Source organism: Rhodanobacter sp. 7MK24 (genome assembly GCF_014842995.1).
Taxonomy (GTDB): domain Bacteria; phylum Pseudomonadota; class Gammaproteobacteria; order Xanthomonadales; family Rhodanobacteraceae; genus Rhodanobacter_A.
The window spans coordinates 861,061-877,324 of the sequence record NZ_JACYXL010000001.1 but is presented as its reverse complement, the minus strand read 5'-3'; the positions used below and the strand labels follow the sequence as shown (position 1 = coordinate 877,324).

Sequence of the window (16,264 nt, the reverse complement as noted above, 5' to 3'; positions counted from 1 at the left end):
GGATCAACCCTTCATGCTGTCGATTTCGGCGACGTTGACCGTGCTGCGGTTGCGGAACAGCAGCACCAGGATCGCCAGGCCGATCGCGGATTCCGCCGCGGCCACGGTGAGGATGAAGAACACGAACACCTGCCCCGCCACGTCGTGGCCGAAGCGGGAGAACGCCACGAAGTTGATGTTCACCGCCAGCAGCATCAGCTCGATCGCCATCAGCAGCACGATCACGTTCTTGCGGTTGATGAACAGGCCGGCGACGGCGATGCAGAACAGGATCGCGCCGAGCACGATGAAGTGCGAAAGGGTAATCATGGCCGGGGCTCCTGCGAGGTCTGGACTTCCTGGGCCGGAGCGTCATCGACAGGACGCTCGGCCGCCATCTTCAACACGCGCACGCGGTCACGCGGATTGACCTGCACCTGCTGGCTGGCGTACTGGCGCTTCACACCCACGCGCTGGCGCAGAGTCAGCGCCACGGCAGCGACCACGCCGACGGTGAGGATCAGCGCGGCGATTTCGAACGGCAGCAGGTACTGCGAGTACAGCGCCTTGCCCAGCCACGCGGTGTTGGAATCTCCCGCGGGGTTCGCGCCCAGCGTCTGCGCATGCATCACGCGCACGCCGATCAGGGCCAGCATCTCCAGCAGCATCACCACGGCCACCATCAGGCCCACCGGCAGGAAGCGCACGAAGCCCTCGCGCAACCGCTCCATATCGATGTCCAGCATCATCACCACGAACAGGAACAGCACCATCACGGCGCCCACGTACACCACGATCAGCGCGATGGCGAGGAACTCCGCCTCGGCCAGCATCCAGATGCAGGCCGTGCTGAAGAAGGTCAGCACCAGTGCCAGCACCGCATGCACCGAGTTGCGCAGGGTGATCACCGCCAGCGCGGAAATCACCGTGACCGCGCCGAAGGCGTAGAAACAGATGAGTTGGAACAGGTTCGGATCAATCATGACGTTCCGTCCTCAACGGTAAGCCGCGTCTTGCGCACGGGCAGCGGCGATGTCCGCCTCGAAGCGGTCGCCGATGGCGAGCAACTGCAGCTTGGTCACCACGTTCTCGCCGCGGTGCTCGAAGTGGTACTCGTGGATGCTGGTCTCGACGATGGAGTCCACCGGGCAGCTCTCTTCGCAGAAGCCGCAGTAGATGCACTTGAACAGATCGATGTCGTAGCGCGTGGTGCGGCGCTGGCCGTCGCTCTCGCGCGGGGCGGAGTCGATGGTGATCGCCAGCGCCGGACACACCGCCTCGCACAGCTTGCAGGCGATGCAGCGTTCCTCGCCGTTCGCGTAGCGGCGCAGCGCGTGCAGGCCGCGGAAGCGGTTCGACTTGGGGATGTGCTCCATCGGGTAGCGCATCGTGTACTTCGGACTGAACAAGTAGCGCCAGGTGAGTCCCAGGCCTTTGAGCAGCTCAATCAGCAACAGGCTGTTGAAATAACTGATTACGCGTTTCATCGGAATTCTCAAGCCCCCGCGATGCCGTAGTACTTCATGCAACCGGCCACCAGCACCCACACGATCGCGATCGGAATGAACACCTTCCAACCCAGTCGCATGATCTGGTCGTAGCGGTAGCGCGGAAAGGTGGCGCGCAGCCACAGGAACAGGAAGGCGAAGACGAACACCTTGGCGAACAGCCACAGCGGATTGCCGTGGCCGATCAGGCCCCAGCTTTCCGGGAACGGGCTGAGCCAGCCGCCCATGAACAGGATCGAGGCGAGGAAGCTCACCAGGATCATGTTGGCGTACTCGGCGAGGAAGAACAGCGCGAACGCCGAACCGGAGTACTCCACGTGGAAACCGGCGACGATTTCCGATTCGCCTTCCGCCACGTCGAACGGCGCGCGGTTGGTCTCGGCCACGCCGGAAATGAAGTAGATGATGAACACCGGCAGCAGCGGCCACATGTACCAGCTGAGGATGCCCTTGCCGCCGGCCTGCGCGTTGACGATGTCGGTAAGGTTCAACGAACCGGCCAGCACCAGCACGCAGACCAGGCACAGGCCCATCGCCAGTTCATACGAGATCACCTGCGCCGCCGAACGCATCGCGCCTAGCAGTGCGTAGCGCGAGTTCGACGCCCAGCCGGCGAGGATGATGCCGTACACGCCGATCGAGGTCATCGCCAGAAGGTAAAGCAGGCCCGCATTCGCATTCGACAGCACCAGCTTGGCGCCGAACGGAATCACCGCCCATGCCGCCAGCGCCGGAATCAATGCAAGCAGCGGCGCGAGGTAGTACAGCGAGCGGTTCGCGCTGGTCGGCAGGATCACTTCCTTCAGCAACAGCTTCACCACGTCGGCGAAGGCCTGCAGCAGGCCGAACGGGCCGACCTTGTTCGGCCCCATGCGCACGTGCATCCAGCCGAGCACCTTGCGCTCCCACCACACGTACAGCGCTACCGTGACCACCAGCGGCAACACGATGCACAGGATGTGGATGACCGGCCAGATGACCTGGTTGAGTAGCTGTTCGCCCATGTGCCTTACGCCTTGCTCAAGGTGATGGCTGCGCCATAGGGCGGCAGCGTGGCGGTGATGTCCTGTGCAGCCTCGATCCACACGGCGCCGTCCGGCACGGTGCGATCGATGGCCACCGGCAGCGTGGCATCGCCGACGCGCACCTGCGCGCCATCGGCCACGCCGAAACGTGCGGCCTGGTCCGCGTTGATGCGGGCCGCCGGTGCACGGTTCAGCGGGTGTGCGTTGAGCGCCGTGGCACGACGCAGCACCGCGTCGCTACGGTAGATCGGCCACGTTGCGATGCGCGCAAGACCGGCCACCGGCATGCGCGCAGCCAGCGAATCACGCGCCGCGACGGTGCGTACCGCAATGCCATCGCGCAGGCCGGCGAGATCGTCGAACTCGAAACCGGCGAACTTCATCAGGCCACCCAGCGCGCGCAGCACCTTCCAGCCCGGTCGGGCCTCGCCAGGTGCCTTCGCGCCGGCCTGCACCGCCTGTGCCGTGCCATCGACGTTCACCAGCGTGCCGTCGGTTTCCGGCAGCAGCGCGATCGGCAGGATCACATCGGCCACCTCGCGCAGCGCGTCGCTGGCGTAGGCGCTGAACGCCACCACCTGCTGCGCGCCACGCAACGCATCGAGCGCCAGTGCGCCGTCGGCGAAGTCGTGCGGCGGCTCCACGCCGTACAGCACGTAACCCTTCCGCGGCTGCACCAGCATGGCTTGCGCATCCAGGCCGCCATTGCCCGGCACCACGCCGAGCTGGCCGAGGCCGACAGCGTTCGCACCCACCGGCAGTTCGTTGTAACCGGCACCGGTAGCCGTGGCGATGAAGCGCGCGATGGCGCGCAGCCACGAGGCTTCCGGATGGGTGGCCGCGGCTTCGCCGAGGATCACCACCGCCTTGCCCGCCTTCAGCGCAGCGAGGGCGGCATGATCGCCTTCGTCACTGGCAGCGGCGTTGATCGAATCGACCAGCGCGTCCGGCGCCGTGGCACCTTCCGCCACAGCGGCGCGAGCCAGCGCCAGCAGCGCGTCGACCATGCCCTGCGGCGGCACGACGGCGGCACCGGCCAGCTTGTAATTGAACTCGAACGCCGCCGGGTTGACCGCGTACACCTTGGCGCCCTTCTTGGTCGCCTGGTGCAGGCGATGGTTGAGCAGCGGCATCTCGTGGCGCAGGTCGGAACCGACCAGCAGCGCAGCCTGCACCTGCGACACCTCAGCCACCGGCAGGCCGAAGCGACTGGCCACGGCGTTGTCGGCGAAATCGAGCTGGCGCAGACGGTGGTCGACGTGTGCGCTGCCCAGGCCGCGCGCGAGGCGCAGCAGCAGGTCAGCTTCCTCGTTGGTGGTGGCCGGGTGCACCAGCACGCCCAGGTCGCTGCCCGGCACGCCCTTCAGCGCCTCGGCGGCAACGGAAAGCGCGTCTTCCCAGGTGGTCTGCTGCCACTGGCCGTTGCGCTTGACCTGCGGTGCGCTCACGCGATCCGCCGCGTACAGGCCCTGATGGCTGTAGCGGTCGCGGTCGGACAGCCAGCACTCGTTGATGGCTTCGTTGTCGCGCGGCACCGTGCGCAGCACGTCGCCGCGGCGCGTGTGCAGCCACAGGTTGGAGCCCATGGCATCGTGGTAGGCGACGGACGGTTTGGCGATCAGTTCCCAGGCGCGCGCCTGGTACTGGAACGGCTTGTTGGTCAGCGCGCCCACCGGGCAGACGTCGATGATGTTGCCCGACAGCTCGGTCTCCACCGTCTTGCCGATGTAGGTGCCGATCTGCAGATTTTCGCCGCGGCTCAAGCCGCCCAGTTCGTAGGTGCCGGCGATCTCGCTGGTGAAGCGCACGCATCGCGTGCACTGGATGCAGCGGGTCATCTCGGTGGCGACCAGCGGCCCGATGTTCTCGTCGGCCACGGTGCGCTTGCGTTCGGTGTAGCGCGACACACTGCGGCCGTAGCCCAGCGCCACGTCCTGCAGCTCGCACTCGCCGCCCTGGTCGCAGATCGGGCAGTCCAGCGGATGGTTGATCAGAAGGAACTCCATCACGTCCTTCTGGAACTTCAGCGCCTTGTCCGAGCGCGTGGTGACCTTCATGCCCTCGCCCACCGGCGTGGCGCAGGCCGGCTGCGGCTTGGGCATCGGGCGGCCGCCCATCTCCACGTCCACCAGGCACATGCGGCAGTTGGCGGCGATGGGAAGCTTGCGGTGGTAGCAGAAGCGCGGGATGGCGATGCCGATGGCGTCGGCCGCCTCGATGATCATCGCGCCCTTGCGGATCTGCACGGGCTTGCCGTCAACCTCGATGTTGACGACGTCGGGGGCGGTGCTGGTGGGCTGCGCACTCATGCAGCGACTCCACGGTTGGCGGCAAGCTGGTCTTCAGTCATCGAGCGACCGTGCTGCACGTAGTATTCGAATTCGTTCCAGAACTTGGCGAGGAAGCCCTGCACCGGCCACGCGGCGGCTTCGCCGAACGCGCAGATGGTGTGGCCTTCGATCTGGCCGGCGATGGCCTTGAGGCGGTGCAGGTCGTCCTGCGTGCCCTTGCCTTCCACGATGCGAGTCAGCACGCGGAACATCCAGCCAGTGCCTTCACGACAGGGCGTGCACTGGCCGCAGGACTCGGCGAAATAGAACTGCGAGATGCGATGGCAGGCCTTCACCATGCAGGTGGTCTCATCCATCACGATCACCGCGCCGGAACCCAGGCCCGAGCCCAGCTTCTGCAGGCAGTCGTAGTCCATCGTGGCGGACATCATCTCTTCGGCGTTGAGCACCTTCATCGAGGAGCCGCCGGGGATCACCGCCTTGAGCTGGTTGCCGTCACGCACGCCGCCGGCCATTTCCAGCAGGTCCTTGAAGGACGTGCCGAGGCGGATCTCGAAGTTGCCGGGCTTGTTGACGTGGCCGGAAACCGAGAAGATCTTCGGACCGCCGTTGTTCGGCTTGCCGAGATTGAGGAACCACTCCGCACCGTTGCGCAGGATCGCCGGCACCGAGGCGTAGGTCTCGGTGTTGTTGATCGTGGTGGGCTTGCCGTACAGGCCGAAGTTGGCCGGGAACGGCGGCTTGAAGCGCGGCTGGCCCTTCTTGCCTTCCAGCGACTCCATCAGCGCGGTTTCTTCGCCGCAGATGTAGGCGCCGGCGCCGAGCGCGCCGTAGATGTCCACGTCGATGCCCGAACCCTGGATGTTCTTGCCCAGCAGGCCCGCCGCGTAGGCCTCCTTCAGCGCCTCTTCGAAATGCTCGAACGGCTCGTGATGGAACTCGCCGCGCAGGTAGTTGTAGGCCACGGTGGAACCGGTGCAGTAGCAGGCGATCGCCAGACCCTCGACCACCGCGTGCGGGTTGTAGCGCAGGATGTCGCGGTCTTTCGCGGTGCCAGGCTCCGACTCGTCCGAATTGCAGAGGATGTACTTCTGCATGTTGCCCTTCGGCATGAAGGACCATTTCAGGCCGGTGGGAAAGCCCGCGCCGCCGCGGCCGCGCAGGTTGCTGTTCTTGACGATCTCGACCAGGGCGGCGGGATCGGGCTTCTCGGCGAGGATCTTCCGCCACGCCTTGTAGCCGTCCACCTTCTCGTAGTTGTCCATCGCCCACGGCTTGTCGAAATGCAGCGTGGTGTAGACGACCTGGTGTTCCTGGGGTGCGGGCCCGACCGGACCGGTAGTGCTTGCCATGTCGTGCTTACTCCAACCCGTCCAGAATCTGGTCGAGCTTCTCGATGGTGATCCGCTCGTGGTAGTGGCCGTTCACGGTCATCGCCGGCGCGTACACGCAGGCAGCGATGCACTCTTCCTCGCGCTTGAGGTAGATGCGGCCGTCCGCGGTGCTCTCGCCCAGCTTGATGCCGAGCTTCCGCTCGCAATGCTTCACCAGGTCCACGCCGCCGTTGAGCCAGCACGAGATGTTGGTGCAGATCGCCACGTTGTTGCGGCCGACCGGCTTGGTCTCCAGCATCGAGTAGAAGCTGGCCACCTCGTAGGCCCACACGGCGGGCAGGTCGAGGTATTTCGCCACGGCGGCGATCAGCTCGTCGGTGAGGAAGCCCTGGTTCTGTTCCTGCGCGGCGAACAGCGCCTGGATCAGCGCCGAACGCTTGCGGTCCGGCGGGAACTTGGTCAGCCAGTGGTCGATGTGCTGGCGCGTGTGCTCGTTGAGCACGGCGAGCGCATCGACGTTCTTGACCTGGTCGTAATGTCCGGTGGCTTTCATGCGTTTCTCCGTCGTGCCGGCTCAGCGATCCACTTCGCCGAACACGAGGTCGTAGGTGCCGATCATCGCCACCACGTCGGCCAGCAGGTGGCCGCGCACGATGGCATCGATCGACGACAGATGGGCGAAGCCCGGCGCGCGCAGGTGCACGCGGAATGGCTTGTTGGCGCCGTCGGAGACGAGGTAGCAGCCGAACTCGCCCTTGGGCGCCTCGACCGCGGCATACGTCTCGCCGGCCGGCACGCCGTAGCCTTCGGTGAACAACTTGAAGTGATGGATGAGCGCTTCCATGCTCTCCTTCATCTCCGCGCGCTTCGGCGGGGCGACCTTGTAGTTCTCCACCATCACCGGGCCGGGATTGGCCTTCAGCCACTTCACGCATTGCTTGATGATGCGGTTGGCCTGGCGCATTTCCTCGACGCGCACGAGATAGCGGTCGTAGCAGTCGCCGTTGACGCCCACCGGAATGTCGAAGTCCATCTCGGCGTACTTCGCATACGGCTGCTTCTTGCGCAGGTCCCAGGCGACTCCCGAGCCGCGCAGCATCGCACCGGTCATGCCCCAGGCCTGCGCCTGTTCCGGCGAGATCACGCCGATGCCGACGGTGCGCTGCTTCCAGATGCGGTTGCCGGTGAGCAGCTCCTCGTACTCGTCCACCTTCTTCGGGAAGTCGTCGGTGAAGGCGTCGAGGTAATCCAGCATGGAGCCTTCGCGCCAGCTGTTGAGGCGCTTGAGGTCCTTGCCCTTGTGCCACGGCGATTCGCGGTACTGCGACATGTGGTCGGGCAGGTCGCGGTAGACGCCGCCCGGGCGGTAGTACGTGGCGTGCATGCGCGCGCCCGACACCGCCTCGTAGACGTCCATCAGCTCCTCGCGTTCGCGGAACGCGTAGAGGAACACCGCCATCGCGCCGAGGTCGAGCGCGTTCGAGCCCACCCACATCAGGTGGTTCAGGATGCGCGTGATCTCGTCGAACATGGTGCGGATGTACTGCGCACGCTCCGGCGCCGCTATCCCCAGCAGGTTCTCGATGGCGCGCACATAGGCGTGCTCGTTGCACATCATCGACACGTAGTCGAGGCGGTCCATGTAGCCGATCGACTGGTTGAACGGCTTGGACTCGGCCAGCTTCTCGGTGCCACGGTGCAGCAGGCCGATGTGCGGGTCGGCGCGGACGATGGTCTCGCCGTCCATCTCCAGCACCAGGCGCAGCACGCCGTGCGCAGCGGGATGCTGCGGGCCGAAGTTCATCGTGTAGTTGCGGATTTCCTGGGCCATCGAATCAGTTCCTGCGCCAGTCGTCGGCGGCTTCGGCCTTGGCCTGCATGAGGTCGGCGTCGTCGCGGATCACGCGCGGCACCAGCACGCGCGGCACTACCGACGTCACGGGTTCGTACACCACGCGCTGCTGCTCGGGGTCGTAACGCACCTCGACGTTGCCGATCAGCGGGAAATCCTTGCGGAACGGATGCCCCACAAAGCCGTAGTCGGTGAGGATACGGCGCAGGTCCGGGTGGCCGTCGTAGATGATGCCGTAGAGGTCGAACGACTCGCGCTCGAACCAGTTCACGCCCGGCCAGATGCCGCAGACGGACGGCACCAGCGGCAGGCTGTCGTCCTCGCAGAACACGCGCAGGCGCAGGCGCTGGTTGTGCTCGATCGAGAGCAGGTGCATCACGGAGGCGAAACGGCGGGGGCGGTTCACGTCGCGCGGGCGGTCGGCCCAGTCGAAACGGCCCACGGCTTCGCCTTCCACACCACGCGAGAAGCCGGTCCACGAGACGTCGGACGTGTCCCATTCGTTCTGGCCGTAGCCGAGGTAGTCGACGCCACACAGGTCGACCAGCTCGCCGAAGCGGAAGCCCGGCTCATCGCGCAGCGCGGTGGCCACGGCAAGCAGGTCGGCAGCCGCCAGTTCGGCGGTGGTTTCGTTGCGCACGACGCTGATCTTCAGCGTGTCGCCGAACCGTGCGGCGAGCCGCTCGGCCAGCGAGGTCTTTTGCGTATCGGTCATGGCTCTGCCTTCAACCGCGGGCGATGGTGCTGGTGCGACGGATCTTCTTCTGCAACTGCAGGATGCCGTGGATCAGCGCTTCGGCCGTGGGCGGGCAGCCCGGCACGTAGATGTCCACCGGCACGATGCGGTCGCAGCCGCGCACCACGGAATACGAGTAGTGGTAGTAGCCGCCGCCATTGGCGCAGCTGCCCATCGAGATCACCCACTTCGGCTCGGGCATCTGGTCGTAGACCTTGCGCAGCGCGGGAGCCATCTTGTTGACCAGGGTACCGGCCACGATCATCACGTCGGACTGGCGCGGCGACGGACGGAACACCACGCCGTAGCGGTCCAGGTCGAGGCGCGCCGCGCCGGCGTGCATCATCTCCACCGCGCAGCAGGCCAGGCCGAAGGTCATCGGCCACATCGAGCCGGTGCGCGCCCAGTTCATCAGGGCGTCGACGCTGGTGGTGGCAAAGCCGCGCTGCATGACGGGGTTGTCGCCGGCCGGGCGCAGGATGTCGTCAACCACGCTCAACGGCTGCGGGTTGTGCATCACCTTGTCGATGGCGGAGATCACTCCCATTCCAGTGCTCCCTTCTTCCAGACGTAGGCGAAACCGATCACCAGCAGCAGCAGGAACAGCGCCATCTCGATCAGCGCCACGATGCCGATCTGCTTGAACACCACCGCCCAGGGAAACAGGAAGGCGATTTCCAGATCGAAAATGATGAAGAGGATGGCCAGCAGGTAGTAGCGCACGTCGAAACGCGCTCGGGCATCCTCGAAGGCTTCGAAGCCGCACTCGTAGGGCGCAAGTTTTTCCGCACTGGGCCGGTGCTTGCCGGCCAGCATGCCGATCACCAGCAGGACGATGCCCAGGCCGGCGGCCACGGCGATGAAAAGTAATACAGGCCAATATTCGGCAATCACGGTGCAACCTACCTCCGCGCCATCGGGGCGCATCAGCGACCGCGGGGAAACGGTCCGGCAATGCATTTCGGGCAACCACGCTCCCGTCTGGTGACAACCACGGGCGCCCGACTCTCCACGATCCAGGTCGTGAACCGACGCATTGTATCAGCGCATGCCGACACCACAACAGCTTGACGTTCGTCGGATGCGCGAAAACAACCCCTAGGTGCGCATGCGCTGGAAGCCGATGGTCACATCGTGTGCGTGGGCCGCTCGGAATTGAGCACGCCGGCCAGCATGTTCTCGATCCGTTGACGCGCCACTTCGGCGTCCGGCGTCTCGTTGAAATGGATGCCGATGCCCGCGGTGCGATTGCCCTGGGCACCAGTCGGGCAGATCCACGCCACCTTGCCCACCACGGACAGTCGCTCGCTTTCGTCGGCCAGGCTCACCAGCAGTACCACCTCGTCGCCCAGCGAATACGCCTGTGCGGTAGGTGCGAACAGGCCGCCGTTGCGCAGGAAGGGCATGTAGGCGTTGTAGAGCGCGGCGACGTCCTTGATCTTCAGCGAGATGATGCCCTGGCGGGCGGCAGCGGCAACGGGATTCATGCGGGCTCCTGGACGACTCTCGGCTGTCGATGCGACGACGCCCATGCTAGCGAGGGTCGCTCGCCGCGCAAAGCTCTGAGAGCTTGTTCACGATCTCTCCACGTCTCGCGCCGGGAGCTGTTTGCACGCAGCCCTAGGGAAAACCAGGGAGTGGATGCCCATCCACGACCGAGTGATGAAGCAGGGACGCTGGCAAACAGACCCGGCCCTTCGGGTTGTCTTGCCGCGACCGTCAGGCGGTATTGCGCGGCGCAGCGTTTACCTGGCCGGCAGGTCAAGCCGCGCGCTACCGCATGACGCCCATGGCAAGACAACGCGGGCTACGGGGAAATCGTGAACAGGCCATCAGATCTCGCGCCAACCCCAATGGTCGAAGATCCATGGCGATGGCAGCGCCAACGACAAGCGCGCGAAGCAGACTTCGTTTGCCTGCGCAGCCGGCCAATCCAGCTGCCAGCCCCCATGCCCGTCGCGCCGCAACGGCGCGTCACGCCATGGCCATTGCCTCACTTCGCCGGAGGTGGTCGCTACGGTCAGGCGCAGGCACGGCCATAGCAACGGCGACGGGCGCCACGGCAGTCCCCGATCCGCAGCGGACGAAACGGACGCGATCGACGCATGGCGTTCGGGGCGCCGGGCCAACCGGCGAAACCGCTCGCCACTCAGGGCCAGTTGGGTGCCATAAGCGGCCAGCGCTTCTTCTTTGGCGGTCTGCTCCGCGTCGGTACCGATCGATCCGGGCTCCGGAGCGGCATCACCAGGCCCGTGTATCAGATAACCGAGCAAGGTCGGCGCATATCCCAGCCGTGCCAACGCCATGCGCACCAGCACATGCGCTGCGCCGTGATCAGGATGGCGATCGGTCAGCGCCGGCATGGCGATCAGGTCGGGGGCGAAATCCGCCAACGTCACCGCCAGTTCGGCTGGTGCCTGACGATCCGGCTGCAACAGGCGGTCAAGCACACCCATGTCCGGCCAGCTCAGCGGTTGCAGCGCCGAGGGCGGCACGCCTAATCGATACAGCGCCTCTCCGCATTCGGCGCGGCGGCGGGATCCCCAGCGCGCCCGCCCGGCCGCGCCGATGAACCAGCGCCGTTCCAGCCAGCGCTGCGGCCATGGATTGTTGTCGCCATCGGTGAGCAGCAGTACGCGCACCGCACCGCCGACCGCTAGCACGCGCTGGATCAACAGGCCATTGGCAAGGGTTTCGTCGTCGGGGTGCGGCGCCACCACCAGCAGGCGGGTTTGCGCCGTGATGCTCGGTGGCGTCGGCGCACTCAGCGCCATTGCGCCAGCAGTTCCAGCAACAGCAGGTCGCCGCGCAAGGGGCCGCGCAAGGCATCCCGGGTGCGGTTGGCGGCGTCGTACCAGCGCGCCAGCGCTTCGCCATCCATCACGCTGACGAGCGGCGACGCGGCCTGCGACGCCTGCGCACGACATTCGTCGGCCACCGCCTGCGCGGCAAACCACAGGCGCTGCGCGGCTTCGTCGTCCAGCCAGCGACGGGCCATATCGGCCGCCTGTCCGCGGCCGGCGGCCAGCGCAGCCAGGTCGCGGCGTACTTCGGCGCGACGCTCCAGTGCGCCTTCCTGCGTCCATGCCAACGCCAGGCCCGGATTACCCAGCGCCGCTTCGAGCGCCTTCTGAGGTTGTGCCACGCCCTGCCCCTGCAGCCAGGATTGCGCCTCCGCGGGTGGCGGCACGTTGAATTCGATGCGCTGGCAGCGGCTGCGTATGGTCTGCGGCAAGCGCCACGGTGCATCGGCAAGAAGGACCAGCATGGTGCGCGTGGCTGGTTCTTCCAGCGTCTTCAACAGCGCGTTCGCGGCCGCCGCGTTCATCGCATCGGCCGGATCGATCAGCGCCACCTGCCAACCGCCAAACTGGCTGCTCATCGCCAATCGCGCGGACAGGTCGCGGATCTGCTCGACCACGATCTCGGTGCGCGGCGTGCCGTCTTTGCGCAGGCCGAAGCTGAGCGTCACCACGTCGGGGTGCGTGCCCGCAGCCATCAGCAGGCAGCTGCGGCATTGCCCGCAGGCTTCGCCATCCTGTGCACGCTCGCACAGCAAGCCACGCACGAAGCGCTGCGCGAAGGCACGCTTGCCCAGTCCGGCGGGACCGCACAGCAACAAGGCATGCGGCAAGGCGTCGCGCTGGCGGCGCGCCTGCAGGCGTGCCCAGTCCGCTGCGTGCCAGGGCATTGCGCTCATGCTGTCGCTCCGAACAAATGCGCGGTGGCCGCAATGGCGGCGCGCAGCACCGCCTCGGGCGGTTGGCCGGCGTCGATCACGCGGAAGCGATGCGGCTCGTCCACCGCGCGCGCGCGATACGCAGTACGTACGCGCTCGAAAAAACCATCCGCCTCGACCTCGATGCGATCCGCCTCGCCACGACCGGCTGCGCGCGCGCGCCCGTCGGCCACGGGCAGGTCGAGCAACAGGGTGAGGTCGGGCTTCAGTCCGGCACAGGCCCACCGTTCCAGCGCGGCGATGCGCTCGACCGGCTGGCCGCGGCCACCGCCCTGGTAGGCATAGCTGGCATCCACGTAACGGTCGCACAGCACCCAGCGGCCTGCCGCCAGCGCGGGTTCCAGCGTTTCGCGCACCAGCTGCGCACGCGAGGCGAACATCAACAGCAGTTCGCTCTCTGCACACATCGAGCGCTGCGCGGGATCCAGCAGGATGGTGCGCACCTGTTCGCCCAGCGCAGTGCCGCCTGGCTCGCGCGCCAGCAACGGATCGACACCGTGGCTTTCCAGGTGCGCACGCAAACCCTCCAGCAAGGTGCTCTTGCCTGCGCCTTCGCCGCCTTCCAGCGTGATGAGTCGGCCGCGCTCAATCATTGCCGCAATGCTTCAGCTGGTAGCAGGCCACGTTGCGGCTCTGCTGGTCGAGGGTGTCGGCAAACACGTGCGTGCCGTCGCCACGCGCCACGAAATACAGCGCGGTGCCGGGTTCCGGATGCAAGGCCGCCATGATCGCCGGCTTGCCCGGCATCGCGATGGGCGTGGGCGGCAAGCCCGGGCGGGTGTAGGTGTTGTAGGGCGTATCGGTGGTGAGGTCGACCTTGTGGATCTTGCCCTGGTAGCTGTCGCCCATGCCGTAGATCACGGTGGGGTCGGTCTGCAGCAGCATGTGATCCTCAAGGCGGCGCACGAATACGCCGGCGATCTTCGCGCGCTCGTCGGCGCGGCCGGTTTCCTTCTCCACGATGGAGGCAAGAATCAGCGCATCGTAGGGCGTGGCCAGCGGCAGATCCTTGTCGCGCCCCGGCCACAGCTGGTCCAGCATCTTTGCCATCGCCACATGCGCACGCTTGAGGATGTCGAGATCGCTGTCGCCCTTCACGTAGGCGTAGCTCTCGGGCAGGAAACGGCCTTCCGGCTGTTCGCCCGTCGCGCCGATCTTCTGCATGATCGCGGCATCATCCAGACCGGCGGTGTCGTGTTTGAGCTTCTCCGCCTTGGCCAGCGCCGCGAGCACGTCGCGGAAAGTCCAGCCGTCGACAATGGTGAAGTTGCGCTGCAGCACCTTGCCCGCGGCCATATTGGCGAGCAGCTGGCGCGGAGTGATGCCGACGGGCGTGGCGTATTCGCCGGCATGCAGCTTGCCTGCGGCGCGCATCTGCATTGCCAGCAGGCGCCAGTACAGCGGCGACGCGCCGCTTAGCTGCTGACTGCGCAGCTGTCTCACGATTTCCTTGAAGCTGCTGCCGCGACCGATATCGATGCTCTCGCCCTGCGCCGAAACGTGCAGCGGCGCATTGCCGAAGCGGCTGAAATCGCGCCAGCTCCACACCGCGACACCGATCAGCGCCAGCAACAGCACCAGGATCGCATTGCGCCAGAAAACACGTCCGCGCGAGGTCTTGCCAGTCATGCCTGCTCCCAAGTGAAGCCAAGCCCGCGCCAATGCGCCTGCATCGCGCGGGCCACCGGGCCGGGAGCGAACACCCTATCGCCCACGGCCTGAACGGGCAGGATGCCGCGAACGCTGGAGCATAGGAAGAGTTCGCCGGCGACAAGGCATTCGGCCAGCGGCAGATCGCGCACTTGCGCCTGCGGCAATGCAGCCAGCAGCTCGGCACGCAATACGCCGGCCACGCCGCAGCGGTCCACGCGCGGCGTCACCGGCACGTCGCCGATCACCGCAAACAGATTGGCCGCGGTAGCCGAGATCGCATTGCCGTGCGGATCGCACAGCACTCCTTCGGCGATCGCGGGATCGCTCCACTCGGCGCGCGCCAGCACCTGTTCCAGCCGGTTGAGGTGCTTGATGCCGGCAAGCAGTGGCTGCTCGGCCAGACGCGTTTCACACAGGTGCAGGCGCACGCCGTCGCGGTACGCCGTCGCATCGATCTCCGGCAGCGAGAACGCCGCCACGATGCGGGTGACATGCGGTACCGCGGGCATCGCGTACCCGCGTGCACCGATGCCGCGGGTGAGCGTGATGCGCAGCACGGCATCCACGATGCCCTGAGTTACCGCCAGCGCCTCGCGCCATAGCAATACGGGATCGGGCGCAGGCAAACGCAGCCGCTCGCAGCCATGTGCAAGCCGCTGCATGTGACGCGCCCACAGCGGCGCGTTGCCGCCCACGAAACGGATCGTCTCGAACAGGCCATCGCCATACAGCAGGCCGCGATCCAGCGCGGCGACCGTGTCCTGCGACTGGCCATCGACGAGCATCATGTGTCCCCTGCCCCCAATGCGCGCAACAGGCCGCGCGCCTTGGCGCGGGTTTCGTCGAGCTCCTTCTCCGCCTCCGAGTCGGCCACGATGCCGGCACCCGCGCGCAGGCACACCGTGTCGCCGGTCAGCGTCAGCGTGCGGATCAGGATGTTGAGGTCGAGATCGCCATTGCGGTCGAGATAGCCCAGCGCACCGGTATAGGCGCCGCGTGGCGCATCCTCCAGCGCGGCGATGATCTGCATGCAGCGCACCTTGGGGCAGCCGGTGATGGTGCCGCCCGGGAACACCGCTGCTATCGCCTGCCCCGGCGTCACGCCTTCGCGCAGGCGCCCGCGCACGTTGGAGACGATGTGGTGCACGTGGGCATAGCTCTCCACCGTCATCAGCTCGTCCACCTCGACGGTGCCCGGCACGCAGACACGACCAAGGTCGTTGCGCTCGAGATCGATCAGCATCACGTGCTCGGCGCGTTCCTTGGGATGCGCGGCGAGTTCGCGGATGCGCGCAACGTCGTCGTCGCCGACCGTGCGTGGGCGGGTACCGGCGATGGGACGCGTCTGCGCGATGCCGTCGCGCACTTCCACCAGCCGTTCGGGCGAGGAGCTGGCGATTGCCCAGCCCGGCTGCTGCAGCAGGCCCGCGAACGGCGCGGGATTGGCGCGCCGCAAGGCCAGGTGCAGCGCCGCCGCGGTCGGCGGCTCGGCGTAGTGCGCACGCCATGCGCGCGACAGGTTCACCTGAAAGATGTCGCCCGCGGAAAGGTGTTCGTGGATGCGCGCCACGCCGTCGAGGAAAAGCTTTGGCTCGTCCTCGGCCAGTCGTACCGGCAAAGGCAACGTCGGCGCGGACGTCGCGGGCGCCGTTGCCAGATCGGCTTCCAGCACGTCGAGCAGGTGCTCGCTGCCGGCCTCGGCTACCAGCACGGTGCAACCGCGCGCATGGTCGACGATGACGGCGGCCGGGCAGCGCAAGGCCAGTGCCACCGGCAGCACGGCATCGGTGCGCAAGCGCAGCTTCGGCTCGATTTCGCTGGCCAGCTCGTAGCCGAGCAGCAGCGCCCAGCCGCCGTGGAACGGGAGGCCATCCTCTTCGCGCGGCAGGCGCTCGGCCCGCCAGGCGGAATCCAGTGCGTCCAGGAAGCGCGCGCCCACCGCATCGCCGGAAGCATCGCGCACGACACCGTCGGCAGTCAGCGTGAGGCTACCCTGCGGAAACGCGAACAAGATGTCGTAGCGCGCCTGCGGCGTGCCATGCAGCACGCTTTCGAGCAGGCAGGGATAGCGCTGCGGAAATGCAGCGGCCGGCGCGAGCAAGTCGCGCCGGCCGTGCAAGGTTCGACAATGTGTCACAGCGCAGCGG

At 66.6% G+C, this 16,264-nt stretch carries 18 protein-coding genes; all 18 read right to left on the bottom strand.

Annotated features, from left to right (window positions below; genetic code table 11):
• Positions 1–3 precede the first annotated feature (3 nt).
• The 18 genes from nuoK to IHE49_RS03990 all read right to left on the bottom strand — a co-directional run bounded on the left by nuoK (position 4) and on the right by IHE49_RS03990 (position 16,254).
• A complete protein-coding gene (gene nuoK / locus IHE49_RS04075) occupies positions 4–309 on the bottom strand; it encodes an NADH-quinone oxidoreductase subunit NuoK (protein ID WP_077483669.1) in 306 nt (101 codons plus the stop codon).
• Positions 306–962, bottom strand: coding sequence for an NADH-quinone oxidoreductase subunit J (locus tag IHE49_RS04070; RefSeq protein WP_192155107.1), 657 nt, complete (start codon positions 960–962; stop codon positions 306–308). Before IHE49_RS04070 ends, nuoK begins: the two co-directional genes overlap by 4 nt.
• A 12-nt stretch (positions 963–974) precedes the next feature.
• Positions 975–1,466, bottom strand: coding sequence for an NADH-quinone oxidoreductase subunit NuoI (nuoI, locus tag IHE49_RS04065; RefSeq protein WP_192155105.1), 492 nt, complete (start codon positions 1,464–1,466; stop codon positions 975–977).
• 8 nt (positions 1,467–1,474) lie between these two features.
• Positions 1,475–2,491, bottom strand: a complete 1,017-nt coding sequence (gene nuoH, locus IHE49_RS04060; protein ID WP_192155103.1) for an NADH-quinone oxidoreductase subunit NuoH — start codon at positions 2,489–2,491, stop codon at positions 1,475–1,477.
• 5 nt (positions 2,492–2,496) lie between these two features.
• The gene (nuoG, locus tag IHE49_RS04055) at positions 2,497–4,821 is read right to left on the bottom strand and encodes an NADH-quinone oxidoreductase subunit NuoG (protein ID WP_192155101.1); all 2,325 of its coding nucleotides are present in this window, start codon (positions 4,819–4,821) and stop codon (positions 2,497–2,499) included.
• Positions 4,818–6,155: an NADH-quinone oxidoreductase subunit NuoF gene (gene nuoF / locus IHE49_RS04050; protein WP_192155099.1), complete on the bottom strand. Its 1,338-nt coding sequence runs from the start codon at positions 6,153–6,155 to the stop codon at positions 4,818–4,820. Before nuoF ends, nuoG begins: the two co-directional genes overlap by 4 nt.
• 7 nt (positions 6,156–6,162) lie before the next feature.
• Positions 6,163–6,690: an NADH-quinone oxidoreductase subunit NuoE gene (nuoE, locus tag IHE49_RS04045; RefSeq protein ID WP_192155097.1), complete on the bottom strand. Its 528-nt coding sequence runs from the start codon at positions 6,688–6,690 to the stop codon at positions 6,163–6,165.
• 21 nt (positions 6,691–6,711) lie between these two features.
• Positions 6,712–7,968 (bottom strand): NADH-quinone oxidoreductase subunit D, encoded by a 1,257-nt coding sequence (locus tag IHE49_RS04040; RefSeq protein ID WP_192155094.1) that lies wholly within the window; start codon positions 7,966–7,968, stop codon positions 6,712–6,714.
• A 4-nt stretch (positions 7,969–7,972) separates the two neighbouring features.
• On the bottom strand, positions 7,973–8,704 hold the full coding sequence (locus tag IHE49_RS04035) for an NADH-quinone oxidoreductase subunit C (protein WP_192155092.1): 732 nt from the start codon (positions 8,702–8,704) through the stop codon (positions 7,973–7,975).
• A 10-nt stretch (positions 8,705–8,714) separates the two neighbouring features.
• Entirely contained in the window at positions 8,715–9,272 is a 558-nt protein-coding gene (locus IHE49_RS04030; protein WP_192155090.1) for an NADH-quinone oxidoreductase subunit B, read from the bottom strand.
• Positions 9,263–9,619, bottom strand: coding sequence for an NADH-quinone oxidoreductase subunit A (locus IHE49_RS04025; protein WP_192155088.1), 357 nt, complete (start codon positions 9,617–9,619; stop codon positions 9,263–9,265). Before IHE49_RS04025 ends, IHE49_RS04030 begins: the two co-directional genes overlap by 10 nt.
• Positions 9,620–9,852: 233 nt before the next feature.
• A complete protein-coding gene (locus IHE49_RS04020; RefSeq protein WP_192155086.1) occupies positions 9,853–10,212 on the bottom strand; it encodes a PilZ domain-containing protein in 360 nt (119 codons plus the stop codon).
• A gap of 345 nt (positions 10,213–10,557) precedes the next feature.
• Entirely contained in the window at positions 10,558–11,499 is a 942-nt protein-coding gene (locus IHE49_RS04015) for a PIG-L family deacetylase (protein WP_192155085.1), read from the bottom strand.
• Entirely contained in the window at positions 11,490–12,425 is a 936-nt protein-coding gene (gene holB / locus IHE49_RS04010; protein WP_192155083.1) for a DNA polymerase III subunit delta', read from the bottom strand. The genes IHE49_RS04015 and holB overlap by 10 nt, the downstream gene beginning before the upstream one ends.
• Complete coding sequence (tmk, locus tag IHE49_RS04005; RefSeq protein WP_192155081.1) at positions 12,422–13,057, bottom strand: dTMP kinase; 636 nt, start codon at positions 13,055–13,057, stop codon at positions 12,422–12,424. Before tmk ends, holB begins: the two co-directional genes overlap by 4 nt.
• On the bottom strand, positions 13,050–14,093 hold the full coding sequence (gene mltG, locus IHE49_RS04000; protein ID WP_192155079.1) for an endolytic transglycosylase MltG: 1,044 nt from the start codon (positions 14,091–14,093) through the stop codon (positions 13,050–13,052). The genes tmk and mltG overlap by 8 nt, the downstream gene beginning before the upstream one ends.
• Positions 14,090–14,905, bottom strand: a complete 816-nt coding sequence (pabC, locus tag IHE49_RS03995) for an aminodeoxychorismate lyase (RefSeq protein WP_192155077.1) — start codon at positions 14,903–14,905, stop codon at positions 14,090–14,092. The genes mltG and pabC overlap by 4 nt, the downstream gene beginning before the upstream one ends.
• Positions 14,902–16,254 carry an aminodeoxychorismate synthase component I gene (locus IHE49_RS03990; protein WP_343227534.1) on the bottom strand — a complete coding sequence of 451 codons (1,353 nt, stop codon included), beginning with the start codon at positions 16,252–16,254 and terminating at the stop codon, positions 14,902–14,904. Before IHE49_RS03990 ends, pabC begins: the two co-directional genes overlap by 4 nt.
• Between the last annotated feature and the right edge of the window lie 10 nt (positions 16,255–16,264).